Here is a 20047-nt window from a genome sequence, read left to right on the forward strand (position 1 = left end):
CATCCGCACTCCTCTGAAGGAGCACCAAATTGAGAGCGTTGCCTGGCAGATCGCCGCGTGGAAGGCAGGACTACCGGGCATTTTGAATGCCGATGAGCAAGGCCTGGGAAAAACGCTTCAGACGATCGCGTTCCTGGCTTGGCTCAAGGAACACATGGCGAAAGCAGCCAGCGGCGAGCGAGGACCCGTTCTCGTCGTCGCACCGACGTCGCTTTTGCAAAACTGGGAGCAGGAGGTCGATCGGCATCTAGAGAAGCCAGGCTTAGGTCATCTCATCCGGCTTTATGGAGGCAGCACGCAGAGTAGACGGTTTCACGGGGCCTCGGGGCGGGACACCGACGCGGGCGAGATCAAGCTTGACCTGGAGTTTCTGAAGGAGGCGATTGCCGAGGGCCGGGGTCATCGCTTCTGGTTGCTGACGACCTATACGACGCTGTGCAACTATCAGCATTCCTTCCAGCGCATTCGGTTTTCGGCCGCCGTCTTCGACGAAATTCAGGCTCTCAAGAACCCCGGTAGCTTGCGCGCATTGTCAGGGCGCGCAGTGAACGCCGACTTTCGCATCGGACTTACGGGAACGCCAATCGAGAACAGCGTAGAGGATCTTTGGGCGATCATGGACAACCTCGCCGGAGGTGCGCTTGGTACGCTGCCCGACTATCGTGAACGGTTTGGTGCGCCCGATAGCAATAACATGAAGCAGCTTCATGAGAGGGTGTTCAAGCCGTCCGACTTGGCCCCGCCGCTTGCCCTGCGTCGACTAAAGCAAGACGTTGCGCGCGAGCTACCGCCTAAGCAGCGCCGTCTGCATCCCCGCTTGATGCCGGCGCTTCAAGAAACCACTTATGAGGATGCAAAGCTAAAGCTGGCGACAGGTGGCTTGGGCGCAGCCCTGAAAGCACTCCATCACATTCGAAGCGTCTCGGTTCACCCCGTTCTGCACGACGGCGATTCCCATGGGGGGTTCATCGAAGCTTCTGGTCGGCTGCAGGCAACTTTCGAGATTCTCCGTAGGATCGCAGAGAAGCGCGAGCGCGCGCTTGTCTTCATTGAACATCGCCAGATGCAGTTTCGCTTCATCGAGCTCGTGCGTTCTGAATTCGGGTTGGAGCGAGTCGACCTCATCAATGGCGACACTCCGATCCCGCAGCGCCAAGCAATTGTGAACCGATTTCAAAGGCATCTTGAGAACGAGGGAGGCTTCGATCTGCTCGTGCTCGGCCCCAAGGCGGCCGGCACGGGACTGACTTTGACGGCGGCGACACACGTCATTCATCTTTCGCGCTGGTGGAATCCAGCAGTCGAGGAGCAGTGTAACGACCGGACGCACCGGATTGGTCAAACAAGCGCCGTAACGGTGCATATTCCGATGGCGATCCATAGCGGCTATCGCGAACACTCGTTCGACTGCCTATTGCAGAGCCTGATGCAGCGGAAGAGAAATTTGGCGAGCGCAGCACTTTGGCCGATGGGCGATACTGCCGGAGACGTCGGCGAGTTGCAGCGCATCTTGCTTTCGGGAGAAGCTACGACTGGCGCCGACGCACTTCGCTCGGCGATGGACGCAATGTTCAAACGGGATCGCTTCGATCCTCCCGTTTTTGACGCGGACGGGTCCGTGGAGGTTCCGTGAACGTTGCGTGTCGTCTTATTGCTCCGTCAGGAGCGTCTAAGAAGTGCCTCTGGCATCCAGCGAGATCGGCGCCAGGGCCACGAAATCGAGGCCTTTGCAGACCTTCATCGCGTGGTCGTAGTACGCCGCTCTAGCTGGCGCCCAGGCCAACCATCCACTAACAATCGACTCGGACCTCTCGGCGGAGGCGAATCAGGGTTGCTTTCGATCCCAAAGAAGCGAGTCGGAGTAGCGGATTGCCAGAGAACAAAAACCCCCACGTTTACCGAATGGCACGGTTTCTGCCGTTCGACCCTTCTCATGACCAGATCTATGAAGAGTACCAAGTCGCAAACGACTCGCTGAATCTCGACACCGTCGCATATCGCTACGTGCTTGATGCCGCCGAATCCGGCGCTCACGTCGTTGTTTTGACCGGTGACGCAGGCCACGGAAAAACCCATCTGTGCCGAAGAGTAATCGAGAGCCTCCTCGGCTATGATGAGGAGGAGGCAAGAAAACTCATTAACGAGGCTTGCGACGGTAGGAAGGTCATAAAGCCAAAAGACGGCAGATCTGGCGACCGCGCCGTGCGCATCTTCAAGGACTTCTCCGAATTTGCTCCTGAGATCGCGGCCACCCTCGTCGAAGCGTCGAGCAGCGGCGAGGCAGTGACCATCATCTGCGCTAACGAAGGACGGCTCCGAGCCGTTCTGTCGTCGAGCAAGGCCGGACCGCATTGCGCGGAATTGCTCAAGAGTTTCGGGTCATCCTTCGATGACGGAAAAGCCAGTCACGATGGACGCATCCACATTGTCAACTTGAACCATCAGTCTACGGCGGCGGGCAGTGACGGACAGTCTCTAGGAGACCGCGCCCTTCGCGACTGGACCTCTGGTGTGCGGTGGAGGAGCTGCCACGATTGCGACGCTCGTGCTGCCTGCCCGATCAGCCGTAACAGAGAAATGCTTTCTGAACGTGCCGACGAGGGAGTGGCGGCGATAAGAAAGGAAAAGCTGCGACTTCTGTTCGCGACGCTGGAGCGGATAGGCTACGTGATAACCATCCGCGACATGTTGATGGCGTTCGCATATTTGCTAACCGGCGGGCTGAAGTGTGAAGACGTCCACAGGATGAGGCGGCGCCGCAAGCAGGGCTGGCAGCAGGCTTACGCGTTCTACAACCTAGCATTCGCGGCACCCGATACGCTTTCGAAGGAACAGCTAAAACGCCTGCCTTTGATGCAACAACTTCCCAAACTTGACCCGGGAAGGCGGGCAATCAGGGAAATTGACGAGCGCATAGTCAATCAGCAGGGGATCTTTGYTCACGGCCAATTGGACCTACAGTTTCGGGCACCTTCAACATCATCAGATGATCTCATCGATGCGGCGGATGGAATTGATGAAATCATTGGAGATCCCCGCAACAAAAAGCAGAGGGCAGACGAAGCCGAAAACGTCACGCGCGTAGTGAGGTCGCTCAGGCGCCGAGCCTATATCGACGGCATCGGCGACGCCCTCGACATGACCCACCTTGGCTTCTCTTATGGTGCTGATTTTCTTGCCATCATCCATGACCAGATGGACGTACCCGAACGCACTCTTCTCAAGAAGAGAGTGATCGCCGGACTGCACCACATTCAGGGGCTCCAGTTCTCGGAACAAACACCMACGCTGCACCTTGTCGATCCGGCCTTCGGAAGATCGATGTCGGGAACAGCGATTCTGGCTGCGAGGATCAAGCCAGCAAATGTCGACCTGATGAGACTTTCCGAGAAATGGGGGAGCAGTGACGAGGTAATCCATCATGTAAAGGAAAGCGTCGACTGGATCGACCGCCATGTGGTCCTGCGAATTGTTGATCAACAGGGCGGAGCGCATGATCTGCTGCTCGACCTGATGACGTTCGACTGCGTTCTAAGGGCCGCGGCGGGCCACGTGCCGACCAAGTTCTACGAGCACGACATCCGACGCGTCGTCAGCTTCCTTGGCCGCATTGCGCAGTCGGCCCACGCAAGCTCGGATCAGATCAATCTTATTAGGGGCGGTCGATCCCAGACCATCTCCATTGACGGCAGCACCATTCAGGTCGGTGCCGGAGCCTGAACAAGGAATAGGCCGGACAATGCARGATGTCTCGGACGAGAAGATCCGAAAGGGGCCCGACGTCTCCCGCGAGCTGTTCGGGGGTGTCCTCGATTTCGATGCCTCAGGACACTACCCGGGCCTTGAGCTGTTGAACTTCGTCTACTGCGGTGAGGGCGGGGATCCGCTTCCTACCAGTGATGTGGTGAAGATCACCCGCCGGTCGCACGATTTCGGACGACGGCTGGTCTGGGATGCCAGCTTCAAGGATGACCCGCGACGGCACAATGTGCTCCTCGACGACATGGCCGCGGAAGAGACTTTGCGAGAGCTGCTCCGTTGTCTTCAGTTGGAAATCCCCAATGGAACCAAGGAACCCAAGTGGTCGAGGGCGCACTTCTTCCCATACACACCATCGCTCATTCACTGGGATGCACGGGAGAGATACGGAGAGATCCGCCTTGAGCGCCTCTACCTTCGCGGTGGAGGAGCTCTGGCCTTCAAGATCCTGAGGTCCGTCCMAGACCCAGCACGTCTCGAACGCATCAGAGACGGCTTCAAGCGACTTTATGCGGCGACTTCAGGGAGCCCATTGGAAATCCTAGCCGATTTCATCAACAAACAGAGCAAGACAGACGCGCACCCTAGCATCGATGATATCGAAAAGGCCACGCGCGCGAGTGTCGATGATTTCGAAGATGTCTACTGCAACGGCATCCTCAACATTCTCGAGCAGGAGGACGCGACCTCTGTTGCAAAGATACGGGCAGTGATGGGGTGGACCGCACTCTGGCTCGTTCTCATGCAGAACCGGCGCGCGAGAAAAAGCCTCGACCTCGATGAAAGCCCGATCATCTGTGACTGCGGGGCGGGCAGTCCGCAGTTGCGGCGAGTATCCCAACGCTGTTTGCAGGAGGTTCTCGGCAACATTGTCAACGCGGTCGTCAAGGCGGAGCCAAAGATCGCGAATGCCCAGCGAAACAAGATCCGCAGCTTTTTCTGGGCTACGGCCGCGGCAAATGGATTCCTGAATGCCTGGCGGGGACGAAAGCACTTCACGCTTTCTGTTGATGCCCTCGAGATGATCGTGCTGGCGACAATTCCGAGAGGTACGGAGATGCCATTCGAGAGGTTCGCGACAGAAGTTCTTTATGACTATCTCGGCATTGCGGTTGGTCGTGGCGCCGCCGAGGCTTCGGGCTTGGTGAATTCAATCGACGCCAGCATTTTCGAAGAAAACGAGACGCAATTGGCGCTTCAAATGATCGCTTCCGGACTGGCAACCCAATATTCCGATGCAACTAGAATGGTTAGGCCAAGATCAGATTCTTGATCGGATACAAAAATGAACGAAATTGAGAAATTAATTGCCAGTACAGCTTTCGAAATTGTTGCCAGAAGCTTCTCTGCCGGCGATGAATCTGACCGAAATTCGTTCAGATTGAAGAATCTTACGAGAGGCGAGTCGCTTGAGTTCCTTCGCACGTGGCAGGTTCAAAGCGCCGGTCACGGCCTCGAGCGTGTCCGGCTTCTCGTTGCAAGCGACTCCCATGAGGAATTCCCGAGTGAGTTCAGGGCGGACCCCGACCATTCCATCACGTACTATCGGAATAACAATGAACACGGCCTCGTTTACATCGAGACGAAGGTCGAGAGCGATGAGCAGGGCCTAAAGAACCTCTTCACCCTTCGAGACGTGAACTTTCTCGACGGCACGTTCGACGAGGAAGGGGAGTTCCTGGTTCCMGAGGAAATGGTCAGACAGGCGCTACGCATCGCAGGCTCTCMAAACCCTCAGGCCAACGAGTTCCTGCGTGACCGCCTCGTGGAGGTTCTCCGAGAACTCAACGCCGCGGACATGACTGTTCCCGTAAGGAAGTTCGCAGGCTTCCTATCGGCTGCAKCGCAGGATGTCGTTTCCGGCTTCGGTGTTTATTCGCCTGAGGAAACAAATGCCTTGGTCGGCAGATGTCTTGTCCATCTCGATATGTTCCCCGACGAGCAATGGCGTCAGAGTTCCGGACGCTTGGCGCGGCGCCTCTCTTTGAACCTCTTGAGATCGGAACTTGCTGCATCGCCGTCGTCGGACCTTGATGCCGAGAAGACCGCGCAGGACTGCTTCAGAACTAAGTTTGTGGACGAACAAGGCGAACCCTATCGGCCCGATGAGCAGACCCGTTGGCGGGAGGAATGCTCCAAATGCTGCCTAGATCCTACGCGCCAAAGGCGACAAAGGATTCCCTATCGGATCTTCGAGCAAATCTTCAGCAAGGACGTGAAAGGCCTCCCCCTCGGACGGCGCGTGGCCGAGGAGATCATGGACAGCGCTCGCGCGAGAAAGCCGGAGTTTGATGAACTCGCGGTGGAGGTCGGCTTGGGCAACCGATCTGGCGACGACGCTCGCAAGTTTCTCGAATGCGAGCCGGCGGACGCCAGCTTGTTGCCGTTGAAAGACCTGCTGTCGAAGCAGACGCTCCGGATGGTCGAGAAACTTGCTGCGCCTGCCGTGGAGAGGATCCAGAACCCGCTGATCAAGCTTTCACAGGTTGCCCGAGATTTTCGCGAAGACAATAACCTCGAGGATGGCGTTTTCAGGATCGAGCTTCGAGCCGGCGCAGGTGCCAACGATCAACATGCGCCCGCGATTGGACTGTTTGCGTTCCTCTACGGAGGATCTCTGATCGAAGTTCGAAATTCACTGGCAGATGGGATTGGCTCCGTTTTCCTAGATGTCGATGAGCGCCTGACGAGGCAAAGCCCCGTCCCGCCGCTCAAGAGGGAAATGGATCCTGACGCCGAGAACTCCAATACCACCTCATCGGAGGAGGACGAGGGAACGGCTTGGCTGCCTGTTCCACTCGAGTTCATTCTTGTGAATGCCGAAGATGGCACGGAGCTCGACAGCGGAATTGCGGTCGAGTGGTTACCTGAGGACCTGCCCTATCTCGCGCTGTTCTGGATATCCGTTTGCGGGGAGGATAGAGGCGATGTGACTGCTGAGCTCCACGCTCCCTCAAACCGGCGCGGCGAGGCATGGATCGAGGAAGTGGCTCATCGCGTTCTCTCTTTTGAGAATGGTAAAGCGCGACCAATTCGTGAGGAGGTTCTCAAGCACCCCATAATTAACCGGCTGGTGGCGATTCGCTCGGGGTTCAGAGATGAGGCGGAAAAGGCTGGCCTATCCTCTGAGCTGCTGAACAACGTATTTGATCAGTGGTCAGCTCTGCTAGCAGAGGCGCGCAGAGCCTTTGTCCCGGACGGTGAGGTCCCGGTCGGCATGATAGAGTTCCTGAATGCCGATTGCGTGCAGGGTTTCGACGGCGACCGCGTGCTCATGCTTCAGTCACACCCACTGAAGCTTAGGTGGATTGCGGCCTACCTTGCGAAGTCATCACAGCTTGCGGCGGGTGCGATCGAAGGATTTCTGCTGCTAAACGAGCAGAATGAGAGCCTGTATCTGAATTGGATCCAGGGGCTTTCGCCGCATCAGCAGCCTTCGATACACACGGCCGCAGACGGGCATGTTCTCTTTGCGGACGGCGAAAGAGGGTGGACCGAGACCTTCCAGAGAGCCGCCTCGTCGGGGGGCACTGCATCTGGGGACAGGATTCACTCAAGCCTCGTGGCGGAAATTGTCCGCCAGATAACAGCATACCTCCACGCTCATCCATACAAGGCTGACGGACTGAGAACACTTATTGTAACCGGCGGTGCCAGCGCACTTCCAGCCGACATTGTCCAAGGGGTTCGGCAAGGTGAATTCAAGGACCTGKCGATGACGATCGAGCTCGTCGCGCCGAAGAGTTGCTGGGATGAAGCGGCTCGCCAGTTCGAATTGGTGGACACCGACAACCGGCTCTCAGGAGAGGGAGCTTTGTTTCCACCCGTGCAGCTCAATCTTCATGATTTCGAAAAGGTCAAGATAGACGCAGACGAGGAACTGGGACGACTTGTCTGCGACCTTGCGATTGTTCCGCAGTTTCTTGACGATCACATCAGCACGGATGCGAAGACCGAGGACGAGTCAACGTCTATCGGGAAGTTTGATCCTCTTCTCGATGATCCGACTTACATCGCTTCGGGAGCCGGCGCCGCGGCCCTGTGGGTGTCGTTGAGACCCAAGATGTCCGATACGGCCCTTTCGGACTGGTCGACCTTGGTGGTCAGGCACGAACGTCGGAACCCTGTTGCCGCGGATCGCCCTGAAGCGACTGACTTCATCGACATTCGCATCAATTTTCACAACACCGCACGCTTCTTCGGGGCCCTTCATAAGCGTTCGCACTGGGTGATCACAGTCGAACGTCACATTACGAGAGAGCAGATTGAAAGGCTCGAATCCCGTCCGGAAGTGCTTTCACTGCGTGATGGTGTCGGACCGGGCGGTTTGTTCACCCTGATAGTGTCGTCTAACGCCGGGAAGCAGTTCGTAATCGATCGCCTCACAAGGAAACTGAAGCGGATTGCCGTTCTGATAGGGAGACAGGAGCTTGCGGAGCAGCAGGCGCAACAGTTTGCTCAGAAGATCTACGACGAGGCGAGGCAGATCTCGCCGCGGCTGACCCTCGACGCGCTCGGAATATCGCGGGTGACCGAGGAAATTCTTGGATTGAGCATAGCCCGGCAGATCGCTGACCACCAGTTCTCAGCCTCTGTAAAGGAGGGCTTCATCGCCTGGATCTCCCTCGATGAGCATCCGGAATGGTTCGCATCGGCAAACTCGATGCGTGCGGACATGATCAGGCTGGCGGTGAGTCTTGGGGACGATGGTCTTTCGGTCGACCTGCTCATACTGGAAAGCAAGTTAAGACGCTCCGGTTACGAGGCCCATGGGGCGGAGCAGGTGCGCAAGACCCTGCAAATGTTCAATGCTGTCTTCCCGCAGGATCCTGAACAGGATCCCATGGATGGTGAGCTCTGGAGAGACACGCTCCTCTCGGCAGTCGACACCGTCAGTGAAAACGCTGTCTTGATTCCGCTTTATACAACCTCAGGACGAATGCCGCGACGCTCCCGAGTGTCCGAGAAAATCAGAAACCTCTTTAGGGAGGGCGACTTCGCGTCGGTGAACATCGCAGGGCTGTATTCCATTTGCGAGTACTCCCACCCTCGAGAAATGACCATCGAGGCGTACGACGCAGACCCACGCGTTCAGATTGTAAAGACCGGAGGAAGCGCGCTGCTCGACAGGCTCGCTGATCCTTCGGTTCTCAAACCGACCGGAGCGGGCGATGGATCAGCGCTAGGGAAAGACGCGGAGACGGAACCGTCAACTCTGTCAATGACGGAGGACGATGTGGAATCTCCCATCGATGTCCCAACGCCCCCCGTACCTCCTTCAGAAGATGAAACCGTTGATGCCGAAGTCGCMGAGGATCAACCCATACCCGAGGCCGAAGAAACTGATGTCGGCAGCGGCCGTGGCCATTTGGGCAAGGCGGAGCTTGATCATAGGTATCAAATAATACTGGATACTTTCGGCCAGTACGGCATCAGCGTCAACAAAGCCGAGCCCGGAGTTGAGCACGCCATCGAAGGTCCGGCATCGATCCTCTTCCGGCTTCTGCCCGGCAGGGGCGTCGAGCCGAAGAAGCTGATTGAGAAAAGCGATGCCCTGAAACTTGCGCTCAAGCTAAATGCGTCGCAGGAAATCCGCTTCGCCATCGACGAGGGCTACATGACCATCGATGTCCCGAAGCTGGACAGAGACCGATACTTCGTCGATGCAGCCGATCTCTGGTCTCGCTGGAAGCGACCGGAGTTCGGTTTGAAGGTCCCCTTGGGGGAGGATCGCTTTGGCAAGGTAGTTGAGATCGACTTCAGTTCGTCAAATTCCCCGCATCTTCTTATCGGCGGTACCACGGGGAGCGGTAAATCCGAGGCCCTGAACACAATCCTCGGCGGACTGACAGAACATTATTCTCCGGACGAGGTTCGACTGCAGCTTATCGATCCGAAGGGGACAGAGCTTCAACATCTCTCGGATTCCGAACATGTTGATGGCGAGATAGGCTGGGACGAGGAGGATGCGATAGAAATACTATTGCGTGCCGTCGAGGAAATGCAGGCCCGCTATGCTAGGTTCAAGAGCTCCAACGTCAGAACACTTGGGGACTATAACGCCCAAGCACCTGTGGGCGAACKACTTCCGAGGTGGGTCATTGTTCTCGATGAGTATGCAGACCTGACATCGGACCCGGATGCGAAAAGGACGATCGAAGCACATCTGAGGCGCCTTGCTCAGAAGGCTCGTGCAGCTGGAATCCACGTCATTATTGCCACTCAGAAGCCGGATTCTACTGTTATCAGTACAAATTTGAGGTCAAACCTTCCCGCACAGCTTGCCTTGCGAGTAAAGAGCTCTACTGAGAGCCGGGTCATCATGGATGATCCAGGAGCGGAGTCTCTGACCGGAAAGGGGGACGCGTTCTTCAAAGAAAGCGGTATTTTGACCCGGGTTCAGTGCGCCAAGGTCTGACATGCCAGTCAATCTTCAAGCGAGAACGGTCCTCAGCAACGCTGCGATTTGCCGTGCAAGAAATGGGGGGACGGCGTTTCCCACTTGGACGTATTGCTGTGTGCGGTTGCCGAGGAACAGGTAGTCGTCGGGGAAAGTCTGCAGCCGGGCAGCCTCGCGCACGGTCAGACTGCGGCACTGAATCGGGTCGGGATGAATGAAGTAATGGCCATCCTTCGAGATGTGACTCGTGACTGTGGTCGAAGCCTCGCCGGCCAGCTGGACGCGGAAGCGGTCATTGAAGACGCCGCTGTGCCAGTTCCGGTGATCCGGACTGAGAGCCAATGGAAAATCGGCCGCCTTCGGGCTGTAGCGGTGCACGCTCCCGAATACCGCGGCGAACAGATAACGTCCAAGATCCGACGTCATGTGCACGCGTGTTTCGTGCTGGGCAATTGCGCGCAGATCGGGCCGCTCGATCCAACGCAGCAGCTCATCGTCCGAAGCGCCGTAGCTCTCGGGCAGGCATGACACTGCCCGAAGCGACGGCGAACCATCCCTCAGTCGCTTTGAAATGGTCAAGAACGCCTCACCGAGCGGGCTGTCCTTCTCCTTGTAGATGCCGGCCAGCTGCTTTGCTGCGTCAGTGACCTCGGTCCGCCAGGCAGCCGCATAGTCTAAGCCACGGCTGATGCCGCTGCGCAGGGCCGGCATCGTACCGATAGCGTCGCTTACCGTCCGCTTCTTTCCGGAGACGGYGATCTCGGCTTCAGTGGTCTTGCCCACGATATCGGACCGGATGCCGACAATGATCACTCGGTGGCGTCGCTGCGGGACTCCGAATTCCTCGGAGCAGACGATGAAGTCCGCCGGCTTCGCCGCCTCTCTAAGGCTGGCCTTTCCATTCTTTACCCGGATCGCGTGCAGTTCGTAGTGATGACCGCGACCTGTGCCGAGCGAAGACAGATCGTCCATTAGCATCTCGAATACAAGGCGGCTTTCAACTGTCGATGAAAGCATCCCCTTGACGTTTTCCATCACGAACACTGCGGGCCGAAGCCTGTCGAGCACCCGGATATACTCGCGGAACAGGTAGTGCCGCGCATCCTCTTCGGGCACGTAGCCGACCTTGCCTCTAGCCCGAGCGCGCCCCACCAAGGAGTAGGCTTGGCAGGGCGGTCCCCCGATCAGGATCATGTCGTCGGACTTCTTCTTCAGCTTGCCGATGGCACTATCGATCGCGCTCGCAGCGGCCTCGGTGCCGAGTTCCAGCGCGCGAGCTTCGTCGGCGGCAAGGCGCCATGCGTCCGCGTCGACAGCCGACCAGTCCGGTTCTGGGATCAGTCCTGCATGGAAGTCGATGAACTCACAGGGCAGGGTGTCGTGCCGAGCCCGGTATTCTCGGAGAAACGMGCGCAGCGTCAAAGTTCGGTGGGCCGATGCCTCCTTCTCGACCGAAATACCGATCCGGAATGGCGCAGGTCCGTCCTCGCCAAGAGACGCGAAACCCTCGCCGAGTCCGCCCGGACCGGCAAACAGATCGACAATGCCGAAAGCGGAAGGCAAATCAGGCTCCTAACGAATTTCATTCTGGCGGTGTATACGAGTTTCCGAGACGAAAACCAGGGCGCTTGTGGCAGACATCGTGGACCAGCAGACCCGTTCCCGGATGATGTCGGGAATACGGGGAAAGAACACGAATCCCGAACTGGTTGTTAGGCGGGCGTTGCACGCGCACGGCTTCCGCTTCCGGCTTCATTCCATGAAGGTTCACGGGCGGCCAGACCTCGTTCTTCCGAGACATCGCGCAGTTGTCTTCGTGCACGGCTGTTTTTGGCATCGCCACGCGGGCTGTCGTTACGCGACCAGCCCGTCGACCCGTTCCGAATTTTGGCAGGCAAAATTCGAAGCAAACGTCGCGCGGGACCGCGCTGTTCGTGGGGCGCTTTTGAAAGATGGTTGGCGTGTGGCAACTGTGTGGGAATGCGGTCTGCGGAAGCCGGATCGAGTGGCCTTCTCGACCGCACTCCTGTCGGCTTGGCTACGTTCGGACGAACGTGAGATCGAGATCGGCGATTTGTCGGCCGACAGCGCCATTGAGATCGCCCCTTGACGTGAACGGCGGCGCGGCAGGCAATTGACCGGTAAGCCCCGACCATCCACCACGTCGTTGCCCGCCATCCGCATCGCACGACGTGGATGCTCGGCCCCAATGGTTCACAAGGTCGAGCAACTTCGTCCGGAATGACGCCGGAGCCTTCCTGCCTCAGGTCACCCGCGGCTCGAACACCACTTCGCGATCGCCCGGCCATTTCAGCCGGTAGGCGACCTTGATCTCCTTCTCCGAGCCGGGAGTGAGGTCGAAGGTCCAGGCCGAGACGCTGCGCTTGGCGGCGACCGTACGCGCTTGCATTCGTACGTCGGCGAGGCATTCTATGCCATTCATAACGTAACAATCGACTCCCATGCATGGGCGGTCCAATCCGGGAACGGCCCGAATGCCCGTCTGACACGGTCCTACGATGACAATATCGAGCGCGTTAAATGCGTTGCTGAGGTCCGACGAGGATTTGGCTGATGAGTATTCTAGGATCGAGCATGTCGTAGTTGACGAAGCTTAGGAGATCGTCGGCCGCCGGGGGCCGCTCAGGATTTTCTCGCTGGAGGCGCAAATGCTGTCACTGCGTACTATCTACAGATGCACCTGGATATCGCATCCAGGTATGGCATTATCTCGAACGAAGCCGGGACATGTGCTGGCATCATGACAGCGAGATTCTTGAACTATATTGGATAAATATCATCTGACTCTGGCGGCATGACTTACAAGACACCGGATCGACTAGAAAAATTGTTCATCGATTGGTTTGGCTCCTGAATATAGTATTCTTGGTACCTTGAATGACCCATGGGCATCGTCCGGACTTGTGCTGACACCTTGAATTGCAGCATTCCCCTTTTACAGAATTGACCGGACTTAGCGCTCATGCAGGATAAATCACAGGACAGAAGTGTCGTCGCCTGCCGCCTCGCCGAGGACCTGATCGGACCGCGTGCCCACAACGAGGAACTGACGGCGCGTCCATCCGACGTCTATCTCACTGGCATCCTCTGGCCCCAGCGCACGGCAATGGCGGGGGAAGATGACGATCGCCTCGGAACCGCGGGCGCCGGCTCGGGTGAGGAGAGCAACGGCGAGAGCGATGCGGTCAGAACTGGGTCGATTCAGAAGCCGTCCGTGGCAGGCATATCGTTCAGCGCTGCATGCAACCGCACACCACAAGTGCGGGTCATCTGCAGCTTCGCCACCTACCGGCTCAAAAAGCGTGACGACCTCGACGTCTGGGTTCGACAGCCACACCGGGTCGAGATTGCAGGTCTCGACCTGCCGCCCGGCCCGAYGCGCGAGATTGCGCTTGCGGAACAAGGTGAAGGGCTGCCCAACGTCTCACTCAGCGTCCGATGCATCAATGCCGGTGGTGCCGTTCTAGTCACCCTTTCGCTCGTGAATTCGGTAGTTCCAGAGCAGGACCGAAACGAGATCGAGGCCGCGTCGCTCTTCCAGACGGCGCTTCGCATCGAACCGTGCGAGGGGACTCTGCTGATACCGAAGCCTCCCCGTCGCTCGACGTCGATGCGTCAAGGGGGGACCGGGGGGACCGCCTCAGTCAGCGACGAGGAAAGCGGGGCAGTACTTTACAGGAACGTAGCGGAGTTCGCTATCGGTMACGTATGCTCGGCCGAGTGGGAGTCCGTGAGCCAACCAGGCGGAGTGCGCCCCAGTGCACGATGGGTCGGGACAACCTGGCTCCCGTCAGCCATCGTCGAGGGCGTCGATCCGAACGGTCATGCCTTCTTTTCCGAGCTTGGCAATGAGAGCGGGTCGTTCGATCCGCTCTCTGCGGAGGAGCTAGCCTTCGCCGATACGGCGACCCTACAGCAGGGACTGGAGCTATTCTGCGACGCCTACGACCGCTGGGTACAAGTGCAGCGGAAACGACTCGACGACGTGACGGACGTGAGTCCCGAGCTGAGGTACGTCGTTGAGGCTCATCTCGCCCGGTGCGAGGAGGCGCTCGGGCGTATGCGGGCATCAGCCGTCGAACTCGGCGCCAATCCACGGCTTCGGCGAGCCTTCCAGCTGGCAAACCTCTCCATGCGCCTGCAGCACTCGTGGGACAGCTCCAAGAGCCGCTACGGTCCACTGCGCTGGCGGCCGTTCCAGCTGGGATTTCTGCTCCTAAGTGCACCATCGTCGGTGGCCCGCGATCACGAGCACCGAGGGGTCATGGACCTTCTCTGGTTCCCCACCGGTGGGGGCAAGACTGAAGCATACCTTGCTCTGATCGCGTGCATCGCCGTGTATCGCCGCCTCTCGGATGATCCGAACGACCACAGCGGTGTCTGCGCCCTGATGCGCTATACGCTTCGCCTGCTCACGACCCAGCAGTTTGCACGGTCCGCCGCAATGATCGTGGCTCTGGAGGCCATACGCACCGGCCGGGTGGCGTCTCCAGACGGCTTGCCGCTTCGAGGTGACGGGCCGTTCTCGATCGGCCTGTGGGTTGGCGGAGACGCCACTCCCAACAAGCGCGCAGATGCATTCGCTTCCCTTCGTGGCTCTTCGGAGGTTGCGTCACCAAAGCAGCTCGCCCGCTGCCCCGCCTGTGGCGAAAAACTGAAATGGTCGATGGCGAGCGCCACCTCACCCGTTGACGCCGAATGCACGAACAGCACGTGCAAGATGTATGGAATCCTGCCTGTCTTCACTATAGACGAGGATGTCTACGACAACCGGCCGACGTTGCTCATCGGAACGGCCGACAAGTTCGCGCAGATCGTCCGCGAGAAGAGAACCAACAGCCTGTTCGGTGTTTCGGATGGCTCTCCGCCTGACCTGATAATCCAGGACGAGCTGCACCTTATCTCCGGTCCCCTCGGCACGATCGCAGGGGCATATGAGGCCGCATTCGACCTGATGTTCGCCGCGCGTGGACATCGGGCAAAGGTCATCGGCTCGACGGCAACGATCCGCAGAGCATCGGAGCAGGTACTAGCCCTGTTTGATCGCGAAGCATTCCAGTTCCCCCCGCCGGCGATCGATCATGACGACTCCGGTTTTGCGGTTCGTGATCGGCGGCCTAAGGCGGTGGGAAGACGCTATCTCGGCGTCACGACGGCCGGTCGATCGGCAAAGTTCACCCTGCAGGCCGTCGCAGGCTCCCTGCTGCAAACGGCTTTCGGGGCATTCAGCGACGATGTTCGCCGGGACGCCTACTGGACGCTCGTCGGGTACTTCAATTCGCTTCGCGAGCTTGGCGGCGCGCTCGTCCTCATGCAGGACGACGTCACCGACAGCATCGCGCTCTATGCTGACGCGCGCTCCGAAGAGCGACGACCCCTCAGCAACGTCGAGGAGTTGACCTCCAGAAGGACACAAGAAGAAATCCGCGAGATGCTCGACCTCCTCGACATCAAGGTCGGCTCCCCGGGCGCAGTCGATACGGTGCTCGCGACGAACATGGTCAGCGTCGGCGTGGACATTTCCCGACTGGGACTGATGCTGGTCAACGGGCAACCCAAGACCATCGCCGAGTACATCCAGTCCACCAGCCGTGTCGGGCGGGGGGATGTGAGCGGACTTGTGGTCTCGGTCCTCAACAACGCCAAGGCGCGCGACCGTTCGCATTTCGAGGCGTTCTGCAGCTGGCACCGCACCCTCTACAGGGATGTGGAAGCAACCAGCGTTACTCCCTTCGCATCACGGGCTCGCGACAGGGCACTGCATGCAGCACTGGTGGCCGCGGTACGCCATCTTGTTCCCGACATGCTGGACTCTCCGCGGATGGAAGATGACGCAGAAGACAAGGCGATGGACCTCATCGACTTGATCGTCGAGCGTGCGAAGCGCATCGATCCCGAAGAGACCGCCGTCCGGGAAGAGCTTGAACGCCGTCTCGACACTTGGAGAGCAAGGTCCCCGGCGGTCTACTGGAGCGACTACAAGGGAGGGAAATCCCTTCTCCAGAGTGCCGAACGCGCTGCCGCCCGCCGGGCTGCCGGCCGCGACACAGGCGCCGCGTGGCCGACCCTCAACTCCATGCGAACCGTCGAGGCCGGAACCCCGTTTCGGATGGCCCCTGTCCTCAGGGCGAAGGATGATACGCATGAAGAATGATCTTCAGGATCTGCGTCGCAGCGCAGTCGTTTCGACATTTGGCCCTGGCTCCGTGGTGGATTTCAGGGCGGGTGGAGGAGCCGTTTCGGGTATCGCTGCAGGGCTCGAGGAATGGGACCGCTCCTTTCCTCCGGCTGGTCTGGCCCACCCTCAGGTCATCCGAGAGACACGCCTGCAGAAGAAGCTTGGCGTGAAGGGCTTCCGGACACCTCCTGTCACAGTCGAGCGGGGGAAGGACGACGATCCGGATACCCGGCGGCTCGTCGCCGTGCGTTTCCCGAAATGGCTGCAATGTCCAAGCTGCGATGTCATCAAGCCGGAACGGCGATGGAAGAACGATCCAGGCAAGGCCTATCGATACTGCCCGACCTGCACGGAAAAATCCCATGGCGAAAGCAAGGTCTTTGTCATCCCCGTACGCTTCGTCATGGCTTGCAAGCATGGCCACGTCGACGAATTTCCCTGGGACTGGTGGGTAGGTCATAAGTCGGATTGCCCGGTTTCGCAGCGTGAGAACACGGAGCGTCATCCCGGCCTAATCCTGCGGTCCGAGAAACCCGGCCTTGCCGGTCTCATCCTCAGTTGTCAGAAGTGCGGCGCGCGCCGGTCGATGGACGGCGTATTCTCGAAGAAGACGTGGGAACGTGGTCCGAAATGCCGGGGGCATCGACCGTGGCTGGCTGATGGCGAAGAAACTTGCGGCAGGGAGCAGTATGCCGTTCAGCGAGGCGCGTCCAACCTGTACTTCGCGGTTACGGAGTCAGCCCTCAGCATTCCGCCTTGGTCCGACCGTCTCCAGGAAGTTCTGGGTGATTGGTGGAGTTCACTCACAAACCTCGACGACCCAACGAAGCTGGAGGAGTACATCGGCTTCCTGGCAAAGGGTGATCTAGAGAGCATCCTGAAGGAGCTGGAAATGTCACCCGCGGAACTGGCGGAGGCGATCCGGGCCCGCCTCACGTCATACGGACAGCTGCGAACCGACGACCTGCGTCCGGCAGAATATCGACAGTTCGTCACCGAACCTGGTCGCAGTCGGACGCCGGACATCGACTTCGAAACCCGTAGAGAAGCAGTATCCCCGGAGATAGCTCCATGGATATCCCGGGTGGTACGGGCTGTGCGCCTTCGTGAGGTCCGTGCCATCAAGGGGTTCACCCGGATCAATCCGCCCGGCGATCCGGACTCGCCCGAGGTGGCACGGCTCTCCAAGGATCCGCTTGAATGGCTCCCAGCGATCGAGGTTCGCGGCGAAGGCATCTTCCTCGCACTGAATGAGGAGCGGCTGTCGAACTGGGAAAGCAGACCGGATGTCATTGCACGCGTCTCCCAGTGCCAGATTCGACACCAGGCGGACTGGAGGGAACGCTATGGCGAGGACGGCAAGCCGCCTAAAGCGATAATCCCACGCTACATGCTCTGCCACACCCTCGCGCACGCGCTCATGCGCCAACTCACGCTGGAGTGCGGATATTCCTCAGCGTCCCTTCAGGAGAGGATCTATGCCGGAACTGACGAAGAGCAGATGGCCGGGCTTCTGATCTATACCGCAACACCGGACTCGGACGGAACGCTCGGCGGCCTCGAACGGCAAGGAAAGGCGGCTCGCATCGAGGGCGTCCTTCAACGTGCGATCGACGCGATCGAGTGGTGCTCCTCCGATCCGCTCTGCATCACGGACATGATGGGAGCGATCAACAGCTACTCGCATTCGGTTTGCCACGCCTGCTGCCTTGCTCCCGAGACGTCCTGCGAAGCCTTCAACACCTTCCTCGACCGCGCGCTGCTGACCGGAGACGGGACAGGTTCGGGCCTTGGATACTTCGAAGACATGCTTCGGAGAAGCTGATGGCAGTGCTCTGGCCAAGGAAACTCCCCCGTTCGGTACTGGATGATCCGAGGCGCCGGGCAGAGGTCCGTGTATATGATCGCCTCGCCGAAGTTCTCGACGACACCTTTCATGTCTTCTACTCGAGTCCCTGGCTGGGCACCGACAGGCTGGGAAACGAGAAGGATGGCGAATGCGACTTCCTGATCGCGCACCCCGACCACGGCATCCTCGCGATCGAAGTCAAGGGGGGGAAAGAAATCACGTTCGACCCGAGGGACGGTCAGTGGCGCAGCACGGATCACGGTGGTTTCGTCCACAAGATCAAGGATCCGGTGGCGCAGGCGCGAAGCGCAAAGCATGAAATCCTCAAACGACTCAACGGGTCAACGAGGTGGCCGAAGCGCTTCATTCATGCCGCCCATGGGGCGATCTTTCCAAGTACCGGCTCTCCACCCGGCCATCTCGGAGCTGATCGCCCGGCCTCGATCTTCTGTTGTTCGCGCCAGTTTCAGCAGGGACTTCGCGGATGGCTAGACGACCGGCTGAAGGCAGGGCGACGGCCAGGCAATTGCGAAGCTTTGGGTGATGATGGCATCGCAGCACTTGAAAGACTGCTGGCACACCCCTTCACGCTCAGCTTCCGGATCGGTGCCGCTATCGCGGAAGCCGACACGGAGTTCCGCGTCCTTGAACCGTCTCAGTACCATGTCCTAGACGCGATCGCCGATATCACACGGGCGCTCATCCGTGGTGGCGCAGGAACCGGCAAGTCCGTGCTGGCGATCGAGGAAGCACTTAGGTCTGCCGCGGCTGGAAGGAAGACCCTCCTGACTTGTCACAGCCGACCTCTCGCAACCAACCTCGAGCGGAATCTGAAGGACGTCGAAAACCTTACGGTAGCCGGGTTTCACGCGCTGTGCGGGCTCATCTCACGTCAGGCGGGCGTCCAAACGCCTTCCAACATCAGTGAACGGGAACTCTATGAAGGCGCGCTGCCGAATGCGCTCTACCGCGCGATGGAGATACAGCCCGCACTCAGGTGGGACACGATCATTATCGATGAAGGCCAGGACTTCAGCGCCAACTGGTGGATCGCGATCGATGCCTGCCTGAGCCACGGTGGACAACTCCGTGTATTCATKGACAGCAACCAGAGGGTCTACGAGAGCGCGGGGAATGGCGTTCATGATCTGAGCGTCGTTCCGGTTCGGCTTTCCCGAAATCTCCGCAACACGAAGAACATCCATAATGCCGCTTCTGTGCATTATTCGGGCCCTGAGATAATCGCGGACGGGCCCGATGGTCTAGAGGTCTCATGGATCAATGCCGAGAATCCTGATGCAAAGGTCGACGCGGCATACAGGGAGCTTCGAAGGCTCGTGTTCCACGAGGAAGTGGCCCCTGGTGACATAGCCGTGCTTGTCAACGGACCAGCCGTCCGGACGAGCTTTCTCGAAAGAAGCAGCGGGACCAGCGTTCCGCTTACAGATGCCGAAACCATGGCGCTCGAAGACGTGGTCGTGGATACCGTGCGGCGGTTCAAGGGTCTGGAACGACCGGCAATAATCATGATTGTCAGCGGCGACGAAATGGAGCGCCGCGAACTGGCCTATGTCGCGTTCTCGAGAGCGCGGGCCTATCTCTGCGTTGTGTCGTCCCGAGGCGAAGCCAAGTGGCTGTCGGAAGGGTTGCGCGACAACTGAGCGCACTCCTGTGTGTTTCGGCATGCAAGTTTGGCTCTGACTCACTTTTGATGGAATTCTGGATTCGGTTGGCGTTGATTTCACATGAGGAATCAATGCCATGCGCCAAGCCCTCCGGCCGTCGACCCTGGTTCCACGCAGCTTCGTTGTGAACGACGCCGTCATTGACGATGCAGGCT

10 protein-coding genes are annotated in these 20047 nt (G+C 58.9%); 8 read left to right on the plus strand and 2 right to left on the minus strand.

Translation table 11 applies throughout. The features are described 5' to 3' along the window. The 4 genes from AC1DJT_RS19495 to AC1DJT_RS19510 form a co-directional block, all read left to right on the plus strand. On the plus strand, positions 1–1633 hold a 1633-nt coding region (locus AC1DJT_RS19495), incomplete at its 5' end, for a DEAD/DEAH box helicase (protein ID WP_476834689.1). Between the two features lie 269 nt (positions 1634–1902). Then, a complete protein-coding gene (locus AC1DJT_RS19500) occupies positions 1903–3720 on the plus strand; it encodes a hypothetical protein (RefSeq protein WP_476834690.1) in 1818 nt (605 codons plus the stop codon). Between the two features lie 19 nt (positions 3721–3739). Continuing rightward, positions 3740–5032, plus strand: a complete 1293-nt coding sequence (locus tag AC1DJT_RS19505; RefSeq protein ID WP_476834691.1) for a hypothetical protein — start codon at positions 3740–3742, stop codon at positions 5030–5032. Between the two features lie 12 nt (positions 5033–5044). Continuing rightward, positions 5045–10177, plus strand: coding sequence for an FtsK/SpoIIIE domain-containing protein (locus tag AC1DJT_RS19510; protein WP_476834692.1), 5133 nt, complete (start codon positions 5045–5047; stop codon positions 10175–10177). Between the two features lie 15 nt (positions 10178–10192). On the opposite strand, the gene AC1DJT_RS19515 is transcribed toward AC1DJT_RS19510, so the two are convergent. Next, complete coding sequence (locus AC1DJT_RS19515; protein WP_476834693.1) at positions 10193–11722, minus strand: DNA cytosine methyltransferase; 1530 nt, start codon at positions 11720–11722, stop codon at positions 10193–10195. 79 nt (positions 11723–11801) lie between these two features. Between AC1DJT_RS19515 and AC1DJT_RS19520 the strand changes: the two genes are divergently transcribed. Continuing rightward, positions 11802–12269: a very short patch repair endonuclease gene (locus AC1DJT_RS19520; protein WP_476767896.1), complete on the plus strand. Its 468-nt coding sequence runs from the start codon at positions 11802–11804 to the stop codon at positions 12267–12269. Positions 12270–12422: 153 nt separating this feature from the next. Here the strand turns inward: AC1DJT_RS19520 and AC1DJT_RS19525 are convergent, their stop codons facing one another. After that, positions 12423–12569 (minus strand): hypothetical protein, encoded by a 147-nt coding sequence (locus AC1DJT_RS19525; protein WP_476767895.1) that lies wholly within the window; start codon positions 12567–12569, stop codon positions 12423–12425. A 573-nt stretch (positions 12570–13142) separates the two neighbouring features. Here AC1DJT_RS19525 and AC1DJT_RS19530 point away from each other — a divergent pair. From AC1DJT_RS19530 to AC1DJT_RS19540, 3 genes are read left to right on the plus strand one after another with little or no spacing between them, the layout of a single operon-like run. After that, complete coding sequence (locus tag AC1DJT_RS19530; protein ID WP_476834694.1) at positions 13143–16334, plus strand: helicase-related protein; 3192 nt, start codon at positions 13143–13145, stop codon at positions 16332–16334. Then, the gene (gene drmB / locus AC1DJT_RS19535) at positions 16324–18183 is read left to right on the plus strand and encodes a DrmB family protein (protein WP_476767893.1); all 1860 of its coding nucleotides are present in this window, start codon (positions 16324–16326) and stop codon (positions 18181–18183) included. The genes AC1DJT_RS19530 and drmB overlap by 11 nt, the downstream gene beginning before the upstream one ends. After that, positions 18183–19868: a nuclease-related domain-containing DEAD/DEAH box helicase gene (locus tag AC1DJT_RS19540; protein WP_476834695.1), complete on the plus strand. Its 1686-nt coding sequence runs from the start codon at positions 18183–18185 to the stop codon at positions 19866–19868. The genes drmB and AC1DJT_RS19540 overlap by 1 nt, the downstream gene beginning before the upstream one ends. Positions 19869–20047 lie beyond the last annotated feature (179 nt).

The sequence above is a fragment of the Allobosea sp. 05T422_2 genome, assembly GCF_056396265.1.

What these genes read in the sequence shown, in the direction of transcription:
- drmB (WP_476767893.1), top strand. Translation starts at nt 16,324, where the DNA reads ATGAAGAATGATCTTCAGGATCTGCGTCGCAGCGCAGTCGTTTCGACA.
- AC1DJT_RS19525 (WP_476767895.1), bottom strand. Translation starts at nt 12,569, where the DNA reads ATGCAAGCGCGTACGGTCGCCGCCAAGCGCAGCGTCTCGGCCTGGACC.